This is a genomic window from Methylobacterium sp. E-012 (genome assembly GCF_057836545.1).
Genome location: NZ_JBYQEY010000001.1, coordinates 43,267 through 62,943, shown reverse-complemented (window position 1 = coordinate 62,943; position 19,677 = coordinate 43,267). Strand labels below are relative to the sequence as shown.

16 protein-coding genes are annotated in these 19,677 nt (G+C 71.9%); 7 read left to right on the top strand and 9 right to left on the bottom strand.

The genetic code is table 11. The annotated features are described in order from the left end of the window. Position 1: 1 nt before the first annotated feature. Positions 2-1,402: a leucyl aminopeptidase family protein gene (locus tag AC3IF1_RS00280; RefSeq protein ID WP_489214954.1), complete on the bottom strand. Its 1,401-nt coding sequence runs from the start codon at positions 1,400-1,402 to the stop codon at positions 2-4. A gap of 125 nt (positions 1,403-1,527) precedes the next feature. On the opposite strand from AC3IF1_RS00280, the gene AC3IF1_RS00275 reads away from it, so the two are divergent. Continuing rightward, positions 1,528-2,337 carry a CDC27 family protein gene (locus AC3IF1_RS00275; protein ID WP_489214952.1) on the top strand — a complete coding sequence of 270 codons (810 nt, stop codon included), beginning with the start codon at positions 1,528-1,530 and terminating at the stop codon, positions 2,335-2,337. Positions 2,338-2,403: 66 nt separating this feature from the next. Here the strand turns inward: AC3IF1_RS00275 and AC3IF1_RS00270 are convergent, their stop codons facing one another. The 3 genes from AC3IF1_RS00270 to dnaK all read right to left on the bottom strand — a co-directional run bounded on the left by AC3IF1_RS00270 (position 2,404) and on the right by dnaK (position 6,601). After that, positions 2,404-3,042: a class I SAM-dependent methyltransferase gene (locus AC3IF1_RS00270; protein ID WP_489214950.1), complete on the bottom strand. Its 639-nt coding sequence runs from the start codon at positions 3,040-3,042 to the stop codon at positions 2,404-2,406. Positions 3,043-3,182: 140 nt separating this feature from the next. After that, on the bottom strand, positions 3,183-4,325 hold the full coding sequence (gene dnaJ / locus AC3IF1_RS00265; RefSeq protein ID WP_489214948.1) for a molecular chaperone DnaJ: 1,143 nt from the start codon (positions 4,323-4,325) through the stop codon (positions 3,183-3,185). 359 nt (positions 4,326-4,684) lie between these two features. Continuing rightward, entirely contained in the window at positions 4,685-6,601 is a 1,917-nt protein-coding gene (gene dnaK / locus AC3IF1_RS00260) for a molecular chaperone DnaK (protein WP_243971636.1), read from the bottom strand. Between the two features lie 393 nt (positions 6,602-6,994). Between dnaK and AC3IF1_RS00255 the strand changes: the two genes are divergently transcribed. Next, a complete protein-coding gene (locus tag AC3IF1_RS00255; RefSeq protein WP_489214946.1) occupies positions 6,995-7,987 on the top strand; it encodes a hypothetical protein in 993 nt (330 codons plus the stop codon). Positions 7,988-7,991: 4 nt separating this feature from the next. On the opposite strand, the gene AC3IF1_RS00250 is transcribed toward AC3IF1_RS00255, so the two are convergent. Next, positions 7,992-8,612: a YqgE/AlgH family protein gene (locus tag AC3IF1_RS00250; protein WP_243971633.1), complete on the bottom strand. Its 621-nt coding sequence runs from the start codon at positions 8,610-8,612 to the stop codon at positions 7,992-7,994. 172 nt (positions 8,613-8,784) lie between these two features. On the opposite strand from AC3IF1_RS00250, the gene AC3IF1_RS00245 reads away from it, so the two are divergent. Continuing rightward, entirely contained in the window at positions 8,785-9,063 is a 279-nt protein-coding gene (locus tag AC3IF1_RS00245) for a hypothetical protein (protein WP_489214944.1), read from the top strand. A 105-nt stretch (positions 9,064-9,168) separates the two neighbouring features. Beyond that, positions 9,169-9,648 carry a peroxiredoxin gene (locus AC3IF1_RS00240; RefSeq protein WP_243971698.1) on the top strand — a complete coding sequence of 160 codons (480 nt, stop codon included), beginning with the start codon at positions 9,169-9,171 and terminating at the stop codon, positions 9,646-9,648. A 66-nt stretch (positions 9,649-9,714) separates the two neighbouring features. On the opposite strand, the gene AC3IF1_RS00235 is transcribed toward AC3IF1_RS00240, so the two are convergent. Further along, positions 9,715-10,464 (bottom strand): restriction endonuclease, encoded by a 750-nt coding sequence (locus tag AC3IF1_RS00235; RefSeq protein WP_489214942.1) that lies wholly within the window; start codon positions 10,462-10,464, stop codon positions 9,715-9,717. Between the two features lie 96 nt (positions 10,465-10,560). Continuing rightward, positions 10,561-10,974, bottom strand: coding sequence for a Ros/MucR family transcriptional regulator (locus AC3IF1_RS00230; protein WP_243971628.1), 414 nt, complete (start codon positions 10,972-10,974; stop codon positions 10,561-10,563). Positions 10,975-11,373: 399 nt separating this feature from the next. Here AC3IF1_RS00230 and AC3IF1_RS00225 point away from each other — a divergent pair, with 399 nt between their 5' ends. After that, complete coding sequence (locus AC3IF1_RS00225; RefSeq protein WP_489214940.1) at positions 11,374-14,064, top strand: bifunctional acetate--CoA ligase family protein/GNAT family N-acetyltransferase; 2,691 nt, start codon at positions 11,374-11,376, stop codon at positions 14,062-14,064. A gap of 274 nt (positions 14,065-14,338) precedes the next feature. Here AC3IF1_RS00225 and AC3IF1_RS00220 read toward each other — a convergent pair whose 3' ends face one another. Next, the gene (locus AC3IF1_RS00220) at positions 14,339-16,012 is read right to left on the bottom strand and encodes a L,D-transpeptidase family protein (RefSeq protein WP_489214938.1); all 1,674 of its coding nucleotides are present in this window, start codon (positions 16,010-16,012) and stop codon (positions 14,339-14,341) included. A 221-nt stretch (positions 16,013-16,233) separates the two neighbouring features. Here AC3IF1_RS00220 and AC3IF1_RS00215 point away from each other — a divergent pair, with 221 nt between their 5' ends. Next, on the top strand, positions 16,234-17,361 hold the full coding sequence (locus tag AC3IF1_RS00215) for an acyltransferase family protein (RefSeq protein WP_489214936.1): 1,128 nt from the start codon (positions 16,234-16,236) through the stop codon (positions 17,359-17,361). Here AC3IF1_RS00215 and AC3IF1_RS00210 read toward each other — a convergent pair. Then, positions 17,348-18,523 (bottom strand): endo-1,4-beta-xylanase, encoded by a 1,176-nt coding sequence (locus AC3IF1_RS00210; RefSeq protein ID WP_489214934.1) that lies wholly within the window; start codon positions 18,521-18,523, stop codon positions 17,348-17,350. The genes AC3IF1_RS00215 and AC3IF1_RS00210 overlap by 14 nt on opposite strands. A gap of 211 nt (positions 18,524-18,734) precedes the next feature. Here AC3IF1_RS00210 and AC3IF1_RS00205 point away from each other — a divergent pair, with 211 nt between their 5' ends. After that, on the top strand, positions 18,735-19,577 hold the full coding sequence (locus tag AC3IF1_RS00205; protein WP_243971612.1) for an SDR family NAD(P)-dependent oxidoreductase: 843 nt from the start codon (positions 18,735-18,737) through the stop codon (positions 19,575-19,577). Positions 19,578-19,677: the final 100 nt, after the last annotated feature.

The window sequence follows — 19,677 nt, the reverse complement described above, 5'->3', positions numbered from 1 at the left end:
GTCAGGCCCCGTAGCGCGCCTTGAGCAGGGCGTAGGTGAGCCGCGCGGTCTGGACCTCGCCGCCCTCCGGACGTCCGGGCTTGGCGGAGGGGTTCCAGCCATAGAGGTCGAAATGGCCGTGCGCCTTCGTGTTCGGCGCGAACCGGCGCAGGAACAGGGCCGCGGTGATCGCCCCGGCGAACGGGCCGCCGGAGACGTTGTTCAGGTCGGCGATCTTGGACTCCAGCAGGCTCGCGTAGGGGGCGTGCAGCGGCATCCGCCAGACGGGGTCGACGGCGCGCCGGCCGGCCTCGGCGACGGAACCGGCCAGGGCCTCGTCCTCGGTGAAGAAGGCCGGCAGGTCCGGCCCCAGCGCCACCCGGGCCGCGCCGGTCAGCGTCGAATAGTCGAGGAGCAGCTCCGGGCTCTCCGCCTCGGCCAGCGTCAGCGCGTCGGCGAGGATCAGCCGGCCCTCCGCGTCGGTGTTGCCGATCTCGACGCTGAGCCCGGCCCGGCTCGCCAGGACGTCGCCCGGGCGGAAGGCGTCGCCCGCCACCGCGTTCTCCACCGCGGGGATCAGCACCCGCAGGCGTAACCGGAGCCCGGCGCCCATGATCATGGCGGCGGCGGCGAGGGCGGCTGCGGCCCCGCCCATGTCCTTCTTCATCAGCAGCATCGCGGCGGACGGCTTGAGGTCGAGCCCGCCCGTGTCGAAGGCCACGCCCTTGCCCACCAGGGTCACCCGCGGCGCCGCCGCCTCGCCCCAGGTCAGGTCGATCAGCCGCGGCGCCCGGGGCGAGGCGACGCCGACCGCGTGGATCAGGGGGAACTCCCTGGCGAGCGCGTCGCCCTGCGTGACGGCGACGGAGGCGCCGTGGCGCTCCCCGAGCGCCCGGGCGGCCGCCTCGATCTCGGCGGGGCCCATGGCGTTGGCGGGCGTGTTGATCAGGTCGCGGCCGAGCGCCACCGCTGCGGCGATCCGCTCCACTTCGGCCACGTCGATGCCAGCCGGCGCCGCGAGCCGTGCCTTGGTGCCCCCGCCGGACCGGTAGCGGCCGAAGCGGTAGCTCCCCATCAGCCAGGCCAGGGCGGCCTCGGCGGGCTCGGGGGCGCCCTCCAGGCGGAAGCTGCCCTCCGGCAACAGGCCGGGCAGCTTGCCGACGAGCAACCGGTCATAGGCCGCGGCCTCCGGATCGCCGAGGCCGAACAGTACCCGCGCGAGGCTTCCGTCCGGTCCAGGCAGCAGGGCGAGGCGTCCCGCCTTCGGCTCGAAGCCGGTCGCCTGCGCGAAGGTGCGCTGGGCGGGGTCCAGGGCGGCCTGCGCCGCGGCCCAGGATCCGGCGGTGACCAGGGTCACCGGCACGGCGGGCGCGTCGCCGGGCAGCAGGGCGGGCGTCGTCGCCTGGGTCTCGGCCTGGATCATGTGCCCCTCGCGCGCCGCGGCGGGTGCGGCTTAACCGGTGGTTAGGGTTAACGCTCTATCACCGGCCGGCCGGAGGGGTGAAGCGCGGGCCAGAGCCCCCGGCCCATCCGGAGGCGGAGCGACCCATGATGACGGCCCTGTTCCGGATCGCCCGATACGAGGTTCGCGCCGGACGCCGTGCCGCCCTGGCTCTGGCCCTGGTCGGCCTCGGTCTCGCCGGCTGCAACACCTCCGGGCCCGAGACCACCGGCTCGATCGGCGCGGTCGGCAACCGCCCTGCGGCGCCGCACCAGAATCTCGAGGCCCTGGCCGAGCGCTACAACGCCGATCCCGCCGATGGCCGCGCGGCCCTGGCCTATGCCCGCGCCCTGCGGGCCAACGACCAGATCAGCCAGGCCTCGGCGGTGCTGCAGCAGGCGGCCCTGCGCAACCCGCGCGACACGTTCCTGCTCGGCGCCTACGGCAAGTCGCTGGTCGAGGTCGGGCGCTACCGGGAGGCGATCGACGTGCTCGCCAACGCCCATTCCCCGGCCGCGCCCGATTGGCGCATCCTGTCGGCGCAGGGCTCGGCCTCCGCGCAACTCGGCGATCAGGTGCGCGCGCAGGGCTTCTACGAGGCCGCCCTCAAGATCCGGCCGAACGAACCCTCGCTGCTGTCGAATCTCGGCCTGTCCTACGCGCTCTCGCGCAACCTCGACCAAGCCGAGCAGACCCTGCGGCTCGCCGGCGATCAGCCCGGTGCCGATGCCCGCGTGCGCGCCAATCTCGCCCTGGTGCTCGGGCTGAAGGGCCGCTTCGCCGATGCCGAGGCGGTGCTGCGCCGGGATATGACCCCCCCGGAAGCCGCCGCCACCGTCGCCGCCCTGCGCAAGCTCGCCGCGCAGCCGAACCGGTTCAAAGCGCTCACCGGCGCCGGGGTGCCGGAGCAGGGCTGAAGCGACGGCCGACCCTGGCGGCGGTGCGGACTGACGCGCGTCTGGACGCGCGCGCCGCGTTCAGGCTCAGGGCCGGCGGTAGACCCAGACCCGCGCGGGCGGCAGGTTCAGCCAGACCCGGTTGGAGCGGTCGGCCGTGTAGCTGCCGGCCTCGCACCGGGCCGGGATCGGCGGCACCACCGCGTAGGTGAACTGCACGAAGGGCGCGCCCGCCTGCATCAGGTCGTGGGCGGTGTTGAGCAGATCGAGCCTTTGCTCCAGCGGCTTGGTGAACAGCGGCAGGCTCGAGATCGTGGCGGCGGCCGGCTGTGCCAGCACGTCCCTGAGGCTCGCCCGCATGTCGTAGGCATCGCCCCGGATCACCGTCACGCCGGGGAAGCGGCGGGTCAGGAGGCTGCAGAAATCGGGGTTGAACTCGACCAGGATCAGGCGCTCGGGCGCGACGCCGCGCCGGATCAGCGCCTCGGTGACCGGACCGGTCCCGGGGCCGAGCTCGACCACCGGCCCGTCCCGGCGGGGATCGACGTAGGACGCCATGGTGCGGGCGAGCATCTTGCCCGACGGCGTCACCGCGCCGGTGACCAGCGGGCGCTCCAGCCAGGAGCGCAGGAACCGGGCCTCGTCCTCCAGGGGGTCGCGCCGCGGCCCGAAAATCGCGCTCCGGGTGGCAGGAGCCTTCGCGGTGGGACGGCGGAGCGGCGGCAAGTCCTGGATTCCTCGAGCCCGGATGGGAATGAAAGTTCCGATAGGTCGCTGTCTTACAGTCAAGCTGGGACGGCGCCTAGGGTACGCAAGCCACGCCGGGGCCGCTTGCATAACGGGCCACCGGGGTTTCGGATCCGGCCTTACGGACGAACCGCACCCCCGAAGAAGTCCCGCACCTTCGAGAAGAAGCCCGCCGATTCCGGGTGGTTCTCCGGAGAGGCCGACTGATCGAATTCCTGCAGGAGCTCGCGCTGGCGCTTGGTCAGGTTCTGCGGGGTCTCGACGAAGACCTGAATGTAGAGGTCGCCGACCTCCCGGGCGCGGAGCACCGGCATGCCCTTGCCCTTGATCCGGAACTGCTTGGCGGTCTGCGTGCCCGCAGGGATCCGGACCTGGGTCTGCGTGCCGTCGATCACCGGCACGGTGATCTCGCCCGCGAGGGCGGCGGTGACCATCGAGATCGGCACCCGGCAGAACAGGTCGGCGCCGTCGCGCTGGAAGAACTCGTGCTGCTTGATCGACAGGAAGACGTAGAGATCCCCCGGCGGGCCGCCGCGCAAGCCGCTCTCGCCCTCGCCGGCGAGCCGGATCCGCAGGCCGTCATCGACCCCGGCCGGCACGTTGATCGAGAGCGTGCGCTCGCGGTTGACCCGGCCCGCGCCCTGACAGGCGGTGCAGGGATCGTCCACGATCTCGCCGCGGCCGTGGCAGTTCGGGCAGGTGCGCTCGATGGCGAAGAAGCCCTGCGCGGCCCGCACCCGGCCGTAGCCCGCGCAGGTCTGGCAGGTCCGCGGCTTCGAGCCGGGCTTGGCGCCGGACCCGTCGCAGGCCTCGCAGGTGATCGAGGTCGGGATCCGGATGGTCTCGGCCTTGCCCGCGTAGGCCTCCTCCAGGGTGATCTCGAGGTTGTAGCGCAGGTCGGCCCCGCGCTCGCGGCCCGGGGCGCCGCCCCGTCCCCGGGGGGCGGCGCCGCCGCGCCCGTCGCCGAAGAAATTGTCGAAGATGTCCGACATGAAGTCGCCGAACTCGTTGCCGAATCCGGGTCCGCCGCCGCCCTGGCTGAAGGCCGCGTGGCCGAAGCGGTCGTAGGCGCCGCGCTTCTGCCCGTCGGAGAGGCACTGATAAGCCTCGTTGATCTCCTTGAACTTGATCTCGGCGTCCTTGTCGCCGGGATTGCGGTCGGGATGATAGGTCATCGCGAGCTTGCGGAAGGCGACCTTCAGTTCGCTCTCCGTGGCGGTCTTGGTGACCCCCAGGATCTCGTAATAGTCCCGTTTCGACATCCCACCCCGTCTCCGGACAATCTTGAGCGCCGCTGCGTCCCGAAGCGCCGCCCGCTTGGTCCACCGCGGCCTGGCCAGGATGCGATCACGCGCAGGCTGACCGGACTGACGCACCGTCGCGCTCTAGCGCATCGGACCGGATACCGGAACCGGCCCGGCGCGCTAGCTTTCTGCTCGGCATCGTCTTTTCCGAAAGCCGGCAGCCACCTTTCGGGACGATGCTCTAGCACGGGCCGGACGTCCCCCGCGGTCCGGTCCGGGCCCTCTCCGATGCTCCGCGGCGGCCGCGCAACGGCCCCAGTCAAGCAAAGGCGGGGCCGGATCGCTCCGGCCCCGCGCCTCCGTCTCGGACCCGCGCCTCAGGCGCGCTTCTTCTGGTCCTTGTCGTCGACCTCCTGGAAGTCGGCGTCGATGACGTCGTCCTTCTTCTCGGCCCCGTGCGCCTCGGCGCCGGCCTCAGGGCCGCCCGCCTGGTTGGCGGCGTACATGGCCTCGCCGAGCTTCATCGAGGCCTGCATCAGGTCCGTGGTCCGGGCCTTGATGGTCTCGACATCCTCGCCCTCGAGCGCGGTCTTGAGCGCGGTCATCGCGGTCTCGATCGCGCCCTTGTCGGCGGCCGGGACCTTGTCGCCGTACTCGGTGACCGACTTCTCGGTGGCGTGGACCAGGCTCTCGCCCTGGTTCTTTACCTCGACGAGTTCACGCCGCTTCTTGTCGGCCTCGGCATTGGCCTCGGCGTCCTTCACCATCCTGTCGATATCGGCATCCGAGAGGCCGCCCGAGGCCTGGATGCGGATCTGGTGCTCCTTGTTGGTCGCCTTGTCCTTGGCCGTCACGTTGACGATGCCGTTGGCGTCGATGTCGAAGGTCACCTCGATCTGCGGCATGCCGCGGGGGGCCGGCGGGATGCCGACGAGGTCGAACTGGCCGAGCAGCTTGTTGTCGGCCGCCATCTCGCGCTCGCCCTGGAAGACCCGGATCGTCACCGCGTTCTGGTTGTCCTCGGCGGTGGAGAAGGTCTGGGACTTCTTGGTCGGGATCGTGGTGTTGCGGTCGATGAGCCGGGTGAACACGCCGCCCAGCGTCTCGATGCCGAGGGACAGCGGGGTCACGTCGAGGAGCAGCACGTCCTTGACGTCGCCCTGGAGCACGCCCGCCTGCACGGCGGCGCCGATCGCCACGACCTCATCCGGGTTGACGCCCTTATGGGGCTCCTTGCCGAAGAAGGACTTCACCACCTCCTGGATCTTGGGCATGCGGATCATGCCGCCGACCAGCACCACCTCGTCGATCTCGGCGGCCGAGACACCCGCGTCCTTGAGCGCCTTGCGGCAGGGCTCGATGGTCCGCTGCACCAGATCGTCGACCAGGGACTCGAACTTCGCCCGGCTGAGCTTCAGCGCGAGGTGCTTCGGGCCGGTCTGATCGGCGGTGATGTAGGGCAGGTTGATCTCGGTCTGGGTGGCCGAGGACAACTCGATCTTGGCCTTCTCGGCGGCCTCCTTCAGGCGCTGAAGGGCGAGCTTGTCCTTGGTCAGGTCGATGCCCTGCTCCTTCTTGAACTCGGCCGTCAGGTACTCGACGATCCGGTTGTCGAAGTCCTCGCCGCCCAGGAAGGTGTCGCCGTTCGTGGACTTCACCTCGAACACGCCGTCGCCGATCTCGAGGATCGACACGTCAAAGGTGCCGCCGCCGAGGTCGTAGACCGCGATGGTGCCGGCCTTCTTCTTGTCGAGGCCGTAGGCGAGCGCCGCCGCGGTCGGCTCGTTGATGATGCGCAGCACCTCGAGGCCGGCGATCTTGCCGGCATCCTTGGTGGCCTGACGCTGGGCGTCGTTGAAGTAGGCCGGGACCGTGATGACCGCCTGCGTGACCGGCTGGCCGAGATGCGACTCCGCGGTCTCCTTCATCTTCTGCAGCGTGAAGGCGGAGATCTGCGAGGGCGAATACTTCTTGCCGTCGGCCTCGACCCAGGCGTCGCCGTTGTCGCCGCGGGCGATCGTGTAGGGCACGAGGCCCTTGTCCTTCTGGGTCATCGGGTCGTCGTAGGTGCGGCCGACGAGACGCTTGATGGCGAAGAACGTGCGCTCGGGGTTCGTGACCGCCTGGCGCTTGGCCGGCTGGCCGACGAGCCGCTCGCCGTCATCCGTGAAGGCGACGATCGACGGCGTGGTGCGGGCGCCTTCCGAATTCTCAATGACCTTGGGCTGCGTGCCTTCCATGACGGCCACGCAGGAATTGGTGGTGCCCAGGTCGATACCGATAACTTTACCCATGGCGGGATCCCTCTTTTCGTCGCGTTCAAGCAGACCGCCGAGCCCCGAAGCAGCTCGGCCCATGGCGGTGTCCGGGAGTGATGTGAGTATGGGACCCGGGCCGGATCAAGGGCCGTGAACGGCTGAAACCCAGCGCGCAATCCCGCGTCGAAGGCGATATAAGAAGCCCGCCACGGGCTCGCAAGGCGAAGCCTCCCCGTCCGCGCCGACGGCGGGCTTCCCCGCTATCCTGCTGTATGCAAAGCTGAATCTTTCCCGATACGGCCGTTCCGCCGGGTGGCGTGGTTGTATTTTGTTGCTTTGCTGCCACGTCCGCGCCCTCGACGGCGTGTTAACGGTTCGACAAGGGGTTGAGCGTGGCCCCGCCACTTCGTGTCCCCATCGTAGAGTCCGATGCGCCCGACCCGCAGCCTCCTGCTCCCCGTCCTGGCGCTCGCCGTCGCGGCTCCCGCCCTGCTCGCCGCCCCGCCGGCACGGGCGCAGAACTTCTTCGAGCGGCTGTTCGGCATCAAGCCCGAGCGCCCGCCGGTGCCGCCCCGGGGCCTGCCCGAGGCGCCGCCGCCGGCCCCGGCAGCCCCCGGTGAGCCGGGCCAGCCCCCGGCGGCCGAGGCGCCGCGGCCCGCACCGGTCCCGGCCCGCCCGATCGTGCTCAAGACCCCGTCCGAGGACAGCGTGCTCGGACAGGACCTCCAGCTCAACGGAACCTCCGGTTCCCTGAAGCTGGAGCGGTCGGGCAGTGCCGTCACGGCCCGGATCACCCTGCCGGGGACCAGGATCTCGCAGCCGGCCGAATCCTGCACGGTGCCGCTCGCGGGGGGCAATCCCGTCCCCCTGAGCGCCGAAGGCAAGCCCGACGGGGTGCCGCGCTTCGAGGCGGCCGGAGCGGAGTGTCCGCTGCGCTTCGACGTGACCGAGGGCGCCGTCCTGGTCTCGACGACGGGCTCGGGCCCGACCTGCACCTTCTCGGCCGCCGATTGCGCCACGACCCCGGTCGGCCTGTGGGGACCGGCCCCCGCCACCCTGCTCCCGCGGGCCGGCGAGTTCGACACGGCCCGGGGCGTCGCCGACAAGGCGGTGCGCGACAATTACAAGCTCATGACCCAGCGCGCCCGGCGCGAGGACGTGCGGCCGATCGTGAGCGAGCAGGCGGCTTTCTCGGCCGACCGGGAGCAGTTCTGCCGCAGCTACGCCCGCGAGGGCACCCACGGCTTCTGCCATCTGCGGTTCACCGAGAACCGGGCCCTGGCGCTCGCCACCCGGCTCGGCGCCAACACGGCGGTGCCCACTGCGGCCGCGGCCCCGCGCAGGTCCCGGCCCAAGCCCGCCACGGAGCCCGCCGTCGACGGGATGAACCCGGACACGGCCGGCGGGATGCCGCCGGAATAGGGGTTCAGGCCCGGCCGGCCGTCATCGACAGCATGGCCGGGTCGATGCCGTTGGTCCGCAGGGCACGCTCGTATTTGGCGTCGAGATTCGTGTTGAAGATCAGCTCGGGGTCGGCCGGGCAGTTGAGCCAGCCGTTGGCCATAATCTCGCTCTCGAGCTGCCCCGCCTGCCAGCCGGCATAGCCCAGAGCCAGCACGGCGCTGGCCGGCCCCTCGCCGCTGGCGATGGCGCGCAGGATCTCGACGGTCGCGGTCAGGCAGATGCCGTCGTCGATGATCAGCGTCGATTGCTGGATGTGGAAATCGTCGGTGTGGAGCACGAAGCCGCGCCGCCCCTCCACGGGGCCGCCCATCAGGACCGGCATGTGCCCGACCCGCTCCCGGAGGCGGATCGCATCCGCCTCCGGGCAGACGTCGAGCTGGACCAGCAGGTCCGGCATGCTGATGTCGGTGGCCGCCTTGTTGACGATGATGCCCATCGCGCCGTCCGCCGAATGCGCGCAGACGTAGATCACCGAGCGGGCGAAGCGCTCGTCAGCCATTCCGGGCATCGCCACGAGGAACTGGCCGTCGAGGAAGCTCGGGCCGGTGAGCGTGGACTGCACGGGCGACGCTGGGTTCGACATGCGCGTATGCTACGCGGCCCCCTCGCCTTGTCCAGCGGACAAAGCGCGCGGGATGCCGGCCGGGCAGGGCCCGAAAGACGCTGTCGAATCTGCGGGCGGACCGCTACACTGCGCCGCTCTCACGCCTGAGATCGTTCGTGAGCCTGATGACGCTGTGAACGGAGCTGTTCCGGTGGCGGATGCTGCATCCCCTGCTGCCTTCGACATCGAGGCCCAGCGCGCCCAAATCCAGCGGGCGCAGGAGGAGACGAACAAGTTCGTCGCCGAGCAGCACAAGCTCATGGCCGAAGCGGCCAAGCTGGCCGCGGAGCAGCTCAAGATGTCGGCTGAAGCCGCCAAGCTCGGCCGCGACCGGGCCCTAGCGCCCTGGCAGGTCGCGCTCTCGGGCATGGCCGCAGGCGCGGCCTTCTTCGGCGCCGGCGCCGCCTTCATCAAGCTCCTGGGGGCCTGACCGCATCGGCGCCGCCCCCGTCCTCGACAGGCCCCGCCCGCCACGCTAGGTCAGGCGCGATTGTCCAGCGCGCGATCCGAGCGCGCGTCAATGAAGGGACCCGCGATGATCCAGGTCGGCGACCACCTGCCCCAGGCGACCTTCCGGGTGATCGGCCCCGAGGGCCCGATCGCCCGCACCACCGACGACGTGTTCAAGGGGCGGCGCGTGGTCCTGATCGGCGTCCCGGGCGCCTTCACGCCGAGCTGCCACCGCAACCACCTGCCGGGCTTCGTCACCCACAAGGACGCGATCCTCGGCCGCGGCGTCGACGCCATCGCGGTGACGAGCGTCAACGACGTGTTCGTGCTCGACGCGTGGTCGAAGGCGAGCGGGGCCGAGGGCCTGGAGTTCCTGGCCGACGGCAACGCCGATTTCGCCAAGGCCATCGGCCTGGAGATGGACGGCACCGGCTTCGGTCTCGGGATGCGCTCGAAGCGCTACGCGATGCTGGTCGAGGACGGGATCGTGCGGGTCCTGAACATCGAGGAGACGCCCTCGAAGGCCGAGATCTCCGGCGCCGAGGCCCTGCTGAAGGTGCTCTGAGCGCGGTTTTCGGGCTCGGCTTCCCGGCGGCGGCGAGCGCCGTCCCGGTCGGCTCGCCCGCGACCCTCACGCCTCCGCGAGGTCGATCGCGTCGAGTCCGTCGTGATGCAGGAGCAGCACGCCGGTCGCGGCCGCGAGCCGGCGCGCGGCCGGCGTGAAGCCGGCGTTCGAGACCACCGCGGCGCGGTCGCCCGCCCAGTAGCGCTGAGCCGCAGCTGCCTCCTGCACGGCGGCGTTGCCCACGGGCTTCGTCAGGCGCTTGCACTGGACGATCAGGCGCCGGCCGTCGCGGATCGCCACGATGTCGGCGCCCTGGTCGCCGCTCGCCGGGGTCCGGTGCGCCCGCCACCCCGCCCGGGCGAGGCGCTCGGCGCAGTAGCGCTCGTAGTCGAGGCCGTCCACCGGCGCGTCGTCCTCCTCCGGCAGGGCGATCGCGGCCGCCTCGGCCTCGACGATCGCCAGCATCCGCTCCCGCTCCGCGACGGCGAGGTCGGCGTCGCGGGCACCGATCTGCGGGATCACCGTGCGGTCGAGGAAGTAGTCGCGCTCGCGCAGCCAGCCGTCGGTGATCCAGTTGCCGTAGGCGTCGCGAAACCGCTCCTGCCGCCGCCGCAGGGCCAGGGTCTCCCCGTGCGCCCGGGCGATCCGCCGGACCCGGGCCCGGAAGCGGCGCGGCCGGCCGAGATGGCGCAGCAGCACGCAGGCCAGGGCGAGCCCTGTGGCCGCGAGGGCGGGGGCGCCGTACCAGAGCCCGAACGAACAGCCGATCACGGCCGTCCAGAACAGGCGGGCGACGGGACTGGGCTTGCCGGGCATCGGATCTCGGGGCGCGGACGGGTCACAGACCCTCGCAAGGCGCCCTTGCCCGATGCCTAACCACGGCCGGAAAGTTGTGGATGCGCGGGGGCGCCCTCAGCCCTTCCGGCGCTGGTGGCCGAGGCCCATGCTCTTGGCGAGGCTGGACCGGGCCGCGGCGTAGTTCGGCGCGACCATCGGATAGTCGGGCGCCAGCCCCCATTTCTGCCGGTACTCGTCGGGCGTCAGGTTGTAGTGCGTCCGCAGGTGGCGCTTGAGGGATTTGAACTTCTTCCCGTCCTCCAGGCAGACGATGAAGTCGGCCTGGACCGAGCGGCGGACCGAGACGGCGGGCCGCAGGTCCTCGGCCGGCGCGGACGCGGGCTGGCTGATGGAATGCAGAGCGGCGTGAACCGCGGCGATCAGCCCGGGCAGTTCCGGTGCGGGCACCGGATTGTTGCTCACGAAGGCCGACACGATGTCGACCGAAAGCGTGAGAAAATCCGTCTGCCCTTCGACCGTGGAATCCATTCCTCAAACCTCCTGGCGATCCCGGGCTCGCGCGGTCACACGACGCTAAAGATCGGAATCTGTTTCCATCCCGCCTGTTGTCGGCAGTTGAGGCGCATCTACTATTGTGATGCGACTTTTATGGCAAGAACAAATTACACATCGCCATAGCGGGCGTTCTAGCGAGGATAAAGGGTGACGGATATTTGATCTGCCTGGTGCTCGCAAGCCGGCCGGGCGGCGGAGGATCGCGCCGGGACTGTTCCGGGATAATGGGGCGTTGCCTGGGCGGCCGCGTGCGCCATCTGGTAGGATTGCGGGCACTCTGGATCCGCGTGCCCGATCCCGACGTGAGCGAGGGACACCCCATGCACGCCGGCACGACCGACCCGCGGGACCCGAGCCCGTGACGGTGGTCTCGTGAGCACCTACCGGTTCGACAAGCTGCTGGCGCCCCGGTCGATCGCCCTGGTCGGCGCGATGGCGCGCGAGGGCTCCCTCGGCCGCAGCGTCCTGGATGGCCTACGCGCCGCGGGCTTTCCCGGCGCGATCCTGCCGGTCCAGCCCGATCATGCGGAGGTCGCCGGCCTCCCCTGCGTCCCGCAGATCGCGGATCTGCCCACCATCCCCGATCTCGTCCTGATCGCGGTGCCGCCGCCGCGCGTCCCCGAGGTCGTCGCGCAGGCGGCGGCGGCCGGCGCGGGGGCAGCCGTCATCCTGACGGCCCGGCTCGGCTCCGGGCCGGACGATCCCGGGCCGACCGCGCACCGGATCGCCCGCGCGCACGGCCTGCGCCTGCTCGGCCCCGACAGTGCCGGCCTCGCCGTGCCCGGCGCCCAGCTCAACGCCAGCCTGTTCGCCCACGCGCCCGCCGCCGGCGACCTCGCCCTCGTCTCGCAATCGGGCACGGTCGCGGCGGCCATCGTCGAGTGGGGGGCCCGCCACGGGACGGGTTTCTCGGCGGTCCTCTCGCTCGGCAGCGTCCTCGATATCGGCGTGGCCGATTGCCTCGATCATTTCGCCGCCGATTATCGCACCCGCGCGATCCTGCTGTGCCTCGACCGGGTCGCGGATGCCCGCCGGTTCATGTCGGCCGCCCGCGCCGCCGCCCGGGCCAAGCCCGTGGTGGTCCTGCGCGCCGGGCGGCACGGGCGGGCGAACCGTACCGCCGAGACCCATACGGGGGCGCTGGCCAGGCCGGACGCGGTCTACGCCGCGGCCTTCCGGCGGGCCGGGCTGCTGGCGGTGCAGGATCTCGACGCGATGTTCTCCGCCGTCGAGACCCTGGGGCGCCAGCGCCCCTTCCCGGGCGACCGGCTCGCGATCCTGTCGAACGGCCGCGGCATCGGCCTTCTCGCTGCCGACCGGCTGATCGAGCGCGTGGGCATCATGGCCGGGGCCGCCGAGGCCGAGGGCCGCCCGGCCGGCAACCCCCTCGACCTCGGCATCGACGCGGCGGGACCGGCCTTCGCGGCCGCCCTCGGGCCGATCCTCGCCGACCGCACGAGCGACGCCGTGCTGGCGATCCACGTCCCCACCGTCCGCTCGAGCGCGGGCGAGGTCGCCGACGCGATCGCCGACACGGTCAAGCGCGCCCGCGCCGGCCAGACTCGCAAGAAGCCGCTCTTCGCGGTCTCCCTCGGGGATGCCGAGGCGGCGCGGGCGGCCTTCGCGCGCGCCGGCCTCCCGCATTTCGCCACCGATTCCGAGGCGATCGAAGGGTTCCTCCACCTCGTGCGCTACCGCGAGGCCCAGGACGACCTGATGCGGACGCCCGACTCGCTGCCCCGCGACTTCTCCCCCGACACGGCCCGCGCCCGCACGATCATCGCCCACTCCCTGCGCCAGGGGGCGGCGTGGCTCGATCCGATCGCGGTCAATGGCCTGCTCGAGGCCTACGGGATCCCGATCGTGCCGATCACGCTGGCCCCCGACAAGGATGCCGCGGCGGCCGCCGCCTGGCCGATCATCGCGGCCGGCGGCGCGGTCGCCCTCAAGGTCGTCTCCCCCGACATCGTGCACAAATCCGACATCGGCGGCGTCCACCTCGACCTCACCAGCGAGGCCGATGTCCGGGAGGCCGCGCGCAGCATCCTGGCCCGGGCGCGCCGGGAGCGGCCGGACGCCCGGGTGACCGGCTTCGCGGTGCAGCCCATGGTCCGCCGGGGCCAGCGCCGCGAACTCATCGCCGGGCTCGCCGAGGATCCGGTCTTCGGTCCCGTGGTGGTGTTCGGGCGGGGCGGCACGGCCGTGGAGGTGATCGACGACCGGGCCCTGGGCCTGCCGCCGCTCGACCTGACCCTCGCCCGGGATCTCATCGGCCGGACCCGGGTCGCCCGGCGCCTCGAAGCCTATCGCGACGTGCCGGCGGCCGATCTGCCGGCGATCGCCCTGACGCTGGTGAAGCTGGCGCAGCTCGCCGCCGACCTGCCGCAGGTCCGCGAACTCGACATCAACCCCCTGCTGGCCGACGAGACCGGCGTCCTGGCCCTGGACGCCCGGGTGCGGATCGGGCGCTGGGAGAAGGGGCGGCACGGGCGCGGCCATCCGCGCTTCGCGATCCGGCCCTATCCGGCGGAATGGGTGCGGACCCTCAACCTGAAGAACCGCACGATCCGCGTGCGGCCGGTGCGCCCGGAGGACGAGGGCCTGTTCCTGGCCTTCTTCCAGGGGCTCGACCCGGAGGACCTGCGCCTGCGCTTCTTCGGACCGGTGCGGGCGTTCAGCCACGCCTTCCTGGCCCGCCTCACGCAGCTCGATTATGCCCGCGCCATCGCGTTCGTCGCCACCGAAGTGGAGCCGCAGGGCGGCGAGCGCATGCTCGGCGCCGTCCGCCTGCACGCCGACGCCAACCACGAGAGCGGCGAATACGCCATCGCGGTCGGCCGCGACGCCAGGGGGACCGGCCTCGCCTTCGCGCTGATGCGCCTGATGATCGACTGGGCGCGCTCCGAGGGGATCGGCCGGGTCGAGGGTACGGTGCTGGCCGAGAACCGGCCGATGCTGGCGGTCTGCCGCCGGCTCGGGTTCACCCAAGGGCGGGACCCGGAGGATCCGGGGCTGGTGAAGGTGAAGCTGGACCTGACGGGCGGATCACCGGCGGCAGGCTAGAGCATCGTCCCGAATGGTGGACACCGACTTTCGGGACGATGCTGGAGGCCAGCGATCCGCCTTGCGAACGCCGATCTGATGTTCGTTCCGATCAATGGCTTCGGTTCCGCCGTCGTTGCGAGCGGAGCGAAGCAATCCAGGGCCGCACCCCGCCAGCAAGTCTCGCGCTGCCCTGGGTCACGTCGCTTCACTCGTGATGACGGAGGAGCCGCGTCAACTGAAACCGTCGAATCGAAACCGGCTGATTTCTGCTTCCCGTCTGACCGAACCAACGTCAGTCGACACGGGCCGCGGGTTCCGGAGGCCGATGCTCCGCCCGGGTCTTGATGGGCTCAAGTTTAGCCGCCGGGGCGGGCTTCGCGGGGACGGGCGCAGCGACCTTCCGGGCAGGGGCACCGGCGGACGACAGATTCACCGCGGGCGGTGCGGCCGCGGTTCCAGCCGGCGGGATCGCCCCCGTCGCGGCGGGCTCGGCGGCCGGCGTGTCGAGCTTGTAGATGTCGTCGCGGAAATGCGCCTTCCCGTCCGGGGTGGCGTAGCCCGTGAGGTACACGAAGGCCACCGGCACCGGCTTCACCAGCTTGATGTCGCGGCGCTCGCCGTCCGCGATGCCGGTCTCGATCTCGATCGGCCCCCAGCTCGTGCCCGGCCCGTTCGGCCCGTCGGCACCATGCAGCAGCCAGCCGACCAGCTCCTTGACCTGGCCGACCCGGACGCAGCCGTGGCTGTGGAAGCGCACGTTCGCGGCGAACAGCGACTTCGCCGGCGTGTCGTGCATGTAGACGGCAAAGCGGTTCGGCATGTCGATCCGCACCTGGCCCAGCGAATTGTCGAAGCCGGAATCCTGGCGCAGGGTATAGTTGACCGCCCTCTCGCCCGCCCAGTCGATCTTGGTCGGGTCGACCTCGCCGCTCTGGCCGAGGATGCGGATGTGGTTCTTGGCGAGATACCCCGGGTTCTTGCGCATCTGCGGGATGATCTCGTTCTTCACCACCGAGGCCGGCACGGTCCAGGTCGGGTTGAAGTTGATGTCGGTGATCCGCGTTTCCACCGTCGGTGTCGCCTTGTCGGGGGAGCCGACGACGGCGACGTAGCGGCGCACCACGGCGCCGTTCTCCACCGCCTCGACGGCGGCCGAGGGGATGTTGACCACGACGTAGCGCTCGCCGAACGGGAATTTCGAGCCCATCAGCCGGGCCGCGGAGGCGGCGAGCTGCCGCTGGCGCACCGGGGCGGGCACGTTCAGCGCGTTGATCGTGAGCCGGCCGAGGATGCCGCTGTCGGGCAGGCCGTGGCGGCCCTGGAAGGCCGCGACCGCCGCCACCAGCGGCGGGTCGAGGCGGTCGCTCGGGGGCGCGTCCGCCGGCAGGTCGCCGGTCAGGGTCAGGTGGTGGCGGAGCGCCGGGATCGCCGGGCTGGAGGCGCCGGGCGCCAGGCGCGCGAGGTCGTCGGGCAGCCGCTCCCATCCGCCGGCCTCCGCGAAGGCGGCGTAGCGCTCGGCCGCCCGGAGGGTGTCGAGGAAGGTGCGCGCGGTCAGCGTCGGGCTCGGATCGGTGGAGACTCGGGCGTAGACGAGGGGTGCAGGCTCGCGCGACGCCTTGGCGATGTCCGGCTTGGCCGGGATCGGCTTCAGTGCGGCGGCCGCGGCCTCCGGGGGCTTCGCCTCCGGGGCCCTCGTGTCGGGCGCCCTGGCGTCCGGGCCCTTCGCCTCCTGACCCTTCGCCTCCTGACCCTTCGCCGAGCCAGCCTCCGGACCCGAGGGCAAGGCGGAGACCGGGACGGCAGCCGGCGGGACCGGCGCGGTGGTGTTCGGGCCGGCGGCCGGTGCAGCCGCCTGGGACCCCTCCGCCCGCGCATCGCCCGGGACGCCGAGCAGGGCCAGTAGCGACAGGCCCGCACCGAGGGCGGCGCGCGGGCGGGCGCGGCGGCGGAGTTGGACCGGGACCATACGCGACACTCCCGAGGGCGCCCGGAGGGGCGCGGTCGGGGCGGATGGTAGGCGTGCGTGGTTACCAATCCCCTCCGTGTCCGGGCCCGGCCCGCGGCGGCGATTCACCAATCCGCGATGTGTTCATCGGCTCCGGTGCCTCTGCGGATGTCGCCGGGAACGAATATGCCGCTTACTGCTCTGCCACGGTCGTCTTTGCGGCGAAGGAGGAGCCGCCCGTCATGCCGGAACCCGGAATTGACGCGACCCGGAAAATCCCGGACGCGATGCCCTACCTGCCGCAGCTCGACGGGGTGCGGGCGCTCGCCATCCTGATCGTGTTCGCGGCCCATTGCGGCTACAGCCACGTCGTCCCCGGGGGCTTCGGCGTCACGGTCTTCTTCTTCCTCAGCGGCTACCTGATCACCACCCTGCTGCGGATCGAGCGCGCGCGGACCGGCGCGGTGTCGCTGTCCGCCTTCTACCTCCGGCGCAGCCTGCGCATCCTGCCGCCGATGTACCTGACCCTGCTGGTTGCCGGCGCGCTCTACGCCCTCGGGCTGCTCGACTGGATGGCGGTCGAGCCGGCGGCGATCCTCGGGCAGGCGACGTTCCTGACGAACTATCCCGGCCTGTTCGGCACCGAGGCGGTGCTGCCCGTGCCCCTGTGGAGCCTCGCCATCGAGGAGCATTTCTACCTCGTCTTCCCCCTGGCCTACGCCCTGTGGCTCGGGCGCCTGCCGCCGCGCCGGGCGGCTCTGGCCTGCCTGGCCGTCTGCGGGGTGGTGCTGGCGATCCGGTGCCTCAACGTCTGGCGGCTCCCGGATTACAGCCTGAACTACAGCTGGACCCACACCCGCATCGACGCGATCCTGTTCGGCTGCTGTCTTGGCCTGTGGAACAACCCGGTGATCCCGGCCGATCGCGCGTGGCGCCCGCGGGCCTGGCACGCGGCGGCGAGCCTCGCGGTGATCCTCGCGACCCTGGCGGTGCGCGCCCCCGCGTTCCGCGAGACTCTGCGGTACACCCTGCAGAGCGCGGCCCTTCTCGTACCCTTCGCCTACCTGCTGCACGGCGAGGGGCCCCTGGTGCGCCTGCTCGCCAGCCGGCCGATGCGCCAGCTCGGGCTCTGGTCCTACGGCTTCTATCTCGCCCACATGGCCGTGGTGGCGCTGGTGCTGCACCTGCGGCCCGGGCTGCACGGCGTCGGGCTGATGCTCGCGGCCTTCCCGCCGACCCTGCTCTGGTGCTGGGCCCTGTACCGGTTCGTCGAGCGCCCCTGCGCGCGCCTGCGCCGCCGGCTCCTGGCGGACCGGCCGCCCGAACCGGTCCTCGCCGACGGGGGCCGAACCGGGATCACGCCCGCCTGAGCCTGTCCCGCGCCGCCGTGTGATCCGGCGCCCCCGCAAAGGCGGCCTTCATCGCGTGCCACAGGGGCTTGCGCCGGAACTGCGCGTCCAGCGGCAGGGCCCGCTGGGGCAGCCCGTCCGGCCGCTTCCGGTAGGGATGGTCGTTCAGCCACGTGTCCGGGTCGTAGATGTCCCAGGTCACGACATCGAGCAGGGCCGGCTCGTCCAGCGCCACGTCGAGGTAGCGGCGCGCATAGTCGGCGACCATCCGGTCGCGGGTCGCCACGTCCGACGGGAAGGCCCGGTCGTCGATGTCGAGCTCTGTGATCGCGATCCCGAGCCCCATCTGGCCGATCTCCCGCAGGAAGCGCCGGAGCTGGCCCTGGTCGATCGGGATCGTGCTGGTGAGGTGCGATTGCAGGCCGAACCGCCGGATCGGCACGCCGCGGCCGCGCATCGCCTCCAGCCGGCGCAGGACCTTGGTGCGCTTGGCCTCCATCCAGGGCGCGCCCTGCTCCACCGCGTCCTCGTTCCAGGTGCCGGCCGCCGCCGGGTCGGTCTCGTGCAGGATCCGGAAGGCGAGGTCGACGTAGCCGGGGCCGATCGAGGCGAGCCAGGGCGAGTCGCGCAGGCCCCCGCCGCGGTCGGGATCGGCCTCGTTGCCAAGAGTCTCGTTGACCACGTCCCAGGCGACGATCTGCCCGCGGTAATGCCCCGCCACGGTCTCGATCCAGCGCCGCATGAAGTCCTCGCCCTGGGCGGCGGTGGCCCGTCCGAGCAGCGGGCCGACCCAGGGCGGGAGCGCCGCGTGCCAGACCAGGGTGTGGCCGCGCATGTGCTGGCCGTTGGCCCGGGCGAAGCGCAGGATCGCGTCGCCCCGGGCGAAGTCGGTCTTGCCTGGGGCGGGCAGGACCTCCTCCATCTTCATCTCGGTGCCGCAGACCAGGATCCCGCATTCCCGCGCCACTGCTTGGCGGTAGGCGGGGCTCGCGTCGAAGCGGTGGAACGGCACCTCGCAGCCGTAGAGCAGGCCCTTGGCGGCGGCCGCGGCCTGGAGGCTGTCGCCCGACCAGGACGGCGTGCCGAGGGGCCCGAACCCGCCGGGCGCGCCCCGGGCGGCCGTGGCGAGGCCGGTACAGGCCGCCCCGGCGAGAACGGACCGGCGGCTCGGACGAATCGGCATGCCGGTCCTCTGGATCCTGAGCACAAGGCGGACGGCGACCGCCGCCGGGCAGGGACGCCCCTCACCCCCATCAGACCACGGCTCTGCCCCGTTTGCGATCCGCTGTGACTGCCGGCCGGCGGGAAGTCGCACGATACCGTCCCGAAGCGCCAACTCGCCTTCCCCGGAGACCGCCCCATCTGAAGGGCGCCATTCAGCCGAGGACCGCGTGATGAGTCAGCACCAAGCCATCAGCCCCGGCCGCAGCGCGGTCGTCACCGGCGGCGCCAGCGGCATCGGGCTCGCGGCAGCGAAAGCCTTCGCGCGGGCCGGCATGAACGTCTGGATCGCGGATCTGCCCGGGCCGGCCCTGGAGGCGGCCCGCGGCGCGGTGGCCGAACTCGCCGCCGTCGAGGTCCGCGCGGTGCCCACCGACGTGTCCGACCGCGGCGCCGTGGACGCCCTGGCGGCCGCCGTCGCCAAGGCCGGCCCGCCCGCCATCGTCATGCTGAATGCCGGGATCGAGGCTGGCGGCACCCTGTTCTCCGACGCCGACACCTGGGCACGGATCCTGGGCACCAATCTCGGCGGGGTGGTCAACGGCATCCACGCCTTCGCGCCCGGCATGATCGCCGGGGCTAAGCCCGGCGCGATCATCGTCTCGGGGTCCAAGCAGGGCATCACCACGCCCCCCGGCAACGCGCCCTACAACGTCTCCAAGGCGGGAGTGAAGGCGGTCACCGAGGCCCTGGCCCACGATCTGCGCAACCGGGAGGGCTGCCGCACCACCGCGCATCTGCTGATCCCGGGCTTCGTCTATACCGGCCTCGCCAAGGCCCGCGGCGTCGCCGAGAAGCCGGCCGGCGCCTGGACCCCGGAGGAGACCGTGTCGTTCATGCTGGAGCGGCTCGACGCGGGCGATTTCTACATCCTCTGCCCCGACAACGAGACCACCCGGGCGCAGGACGCGAAGCGCATCGCCTGGGCGGCGGGCGACATCGTCGAGAACCGGCCGGCTCTCTCGCGCTGGCACCCGGATCATGCCGAGGCGTTCAAGCGGTTCCTGGCGGGGTGACGGCGTCAGTGCGCGCGCAGCGAAGCAATCCCGGGCGCCGCGACCGCAGCGGCCGGTGAGGCCCGGACGGATGTCTCGGTGGTGCTCAGAGACGCGCCGG

What these genes read in the sequence shown, in the direction of transcription:
- AC3IF1_RS00255 (WP_489214946.1), top strand. Translation starts at nt 6,995, where the DNA reads ATGCGCCCGACCCGCAGCCTCCTGCTCCCCGTCCTGGCGCTCGCCGTC.
- AC3IF1_RS00240 (WP_243971698.1), top strand. Translation starts at nt 9,169, where the DNA reads ATGATCCAGGTCGGCGACCACCTGCCCCAGGCGACCTTCCGGGTGATC.
- AC3IF1_RS00275 (WP_489214952.1), top strand. Translation starts at nt 1,528, where the DNA reads ATGATGACGGCCCTGTTCCGGATCGCCCGATACGAGGTTCGCGCCGGA.
- AC3IF1_RS00235 (WP_489214942.1), bottom strand. Translation starts at nt 10,464, where the DNA reads ATGCCCGGCAAGCCCAGTCCCGTCGCCCGCCTGTTCTGGACGGCCGTG.
- dnaK (WP_243971636.1), bottom strand. Translation starts at nt 6,601, where the DNA reads ATGGGTAAAGTTATCGGTATCGACCTGGGCACCACCAATTCCTGCGTG.
- AC3IF1_RS00250 (WP_243971633.1), bottom strand. Translation starts at nt 8,612, where the DNA reads ATGTCGAACCCAGCGTCGCCCGTGCAGTCCACGCTCACCGGCCCGAGC.
- AC3IF1_RS00210 (WP_489214934.1), bottom strand. Translation starts at nt 18,523, where the DNA reads ATGCCGATTCGTCCGAGCCGCCGGTCCGTTCTCGCCGGGGCGGCCTGT.
- AC3IF1_RS00220 (WP_489214938.1), bottom strand. Translation starts at nt 16,012, where the DNA reads ATGGTCCCGGTCCAACTCCGCCGCCGCGCCCGCCCGCGCGCCGCCCTC.
- AC3IF1_RS00230 (WP_243971628.1), bottom strand. Translation starts at nt 10,974, where the DNA reads ATGGATTCCACGGTCGAAGGGCAGACGGATTTTCTCACGCTTTCGGTC.
- AC3IF1_RS00215 (WP_489214936.1), top strand. Translation starts at nt 16,234, where the DNA reads ATGCCGGAACCCGGAATTGACGCGACCCGGAAAATCCCGGACGCGATG.
- AC3IF1_RS00280 (WP_489214954.1), bottom strand. Translation starts at nt 1,402, where the DNA reads ATGATCCAGGCCGAGACCCAGGCGACGACGCCCGCCCTGCTGCCCGGC.
- AC3IF1_RS00205 (WP_243971612.1), top strand. Translation starts at nt 18,735, where the DNA reads ATGAGTCAGCACCAAGCCATCAGCCCCGGCCGCAGCGCGGTCGTCACC.
- dnaJ (WP_489214948.1), bottom strand. Translation starts at nt 4,325, where the DNA reads ATGTCGAAACGGGACTATTACGAGATCCTGGGGGTCACCAAGACCGCC.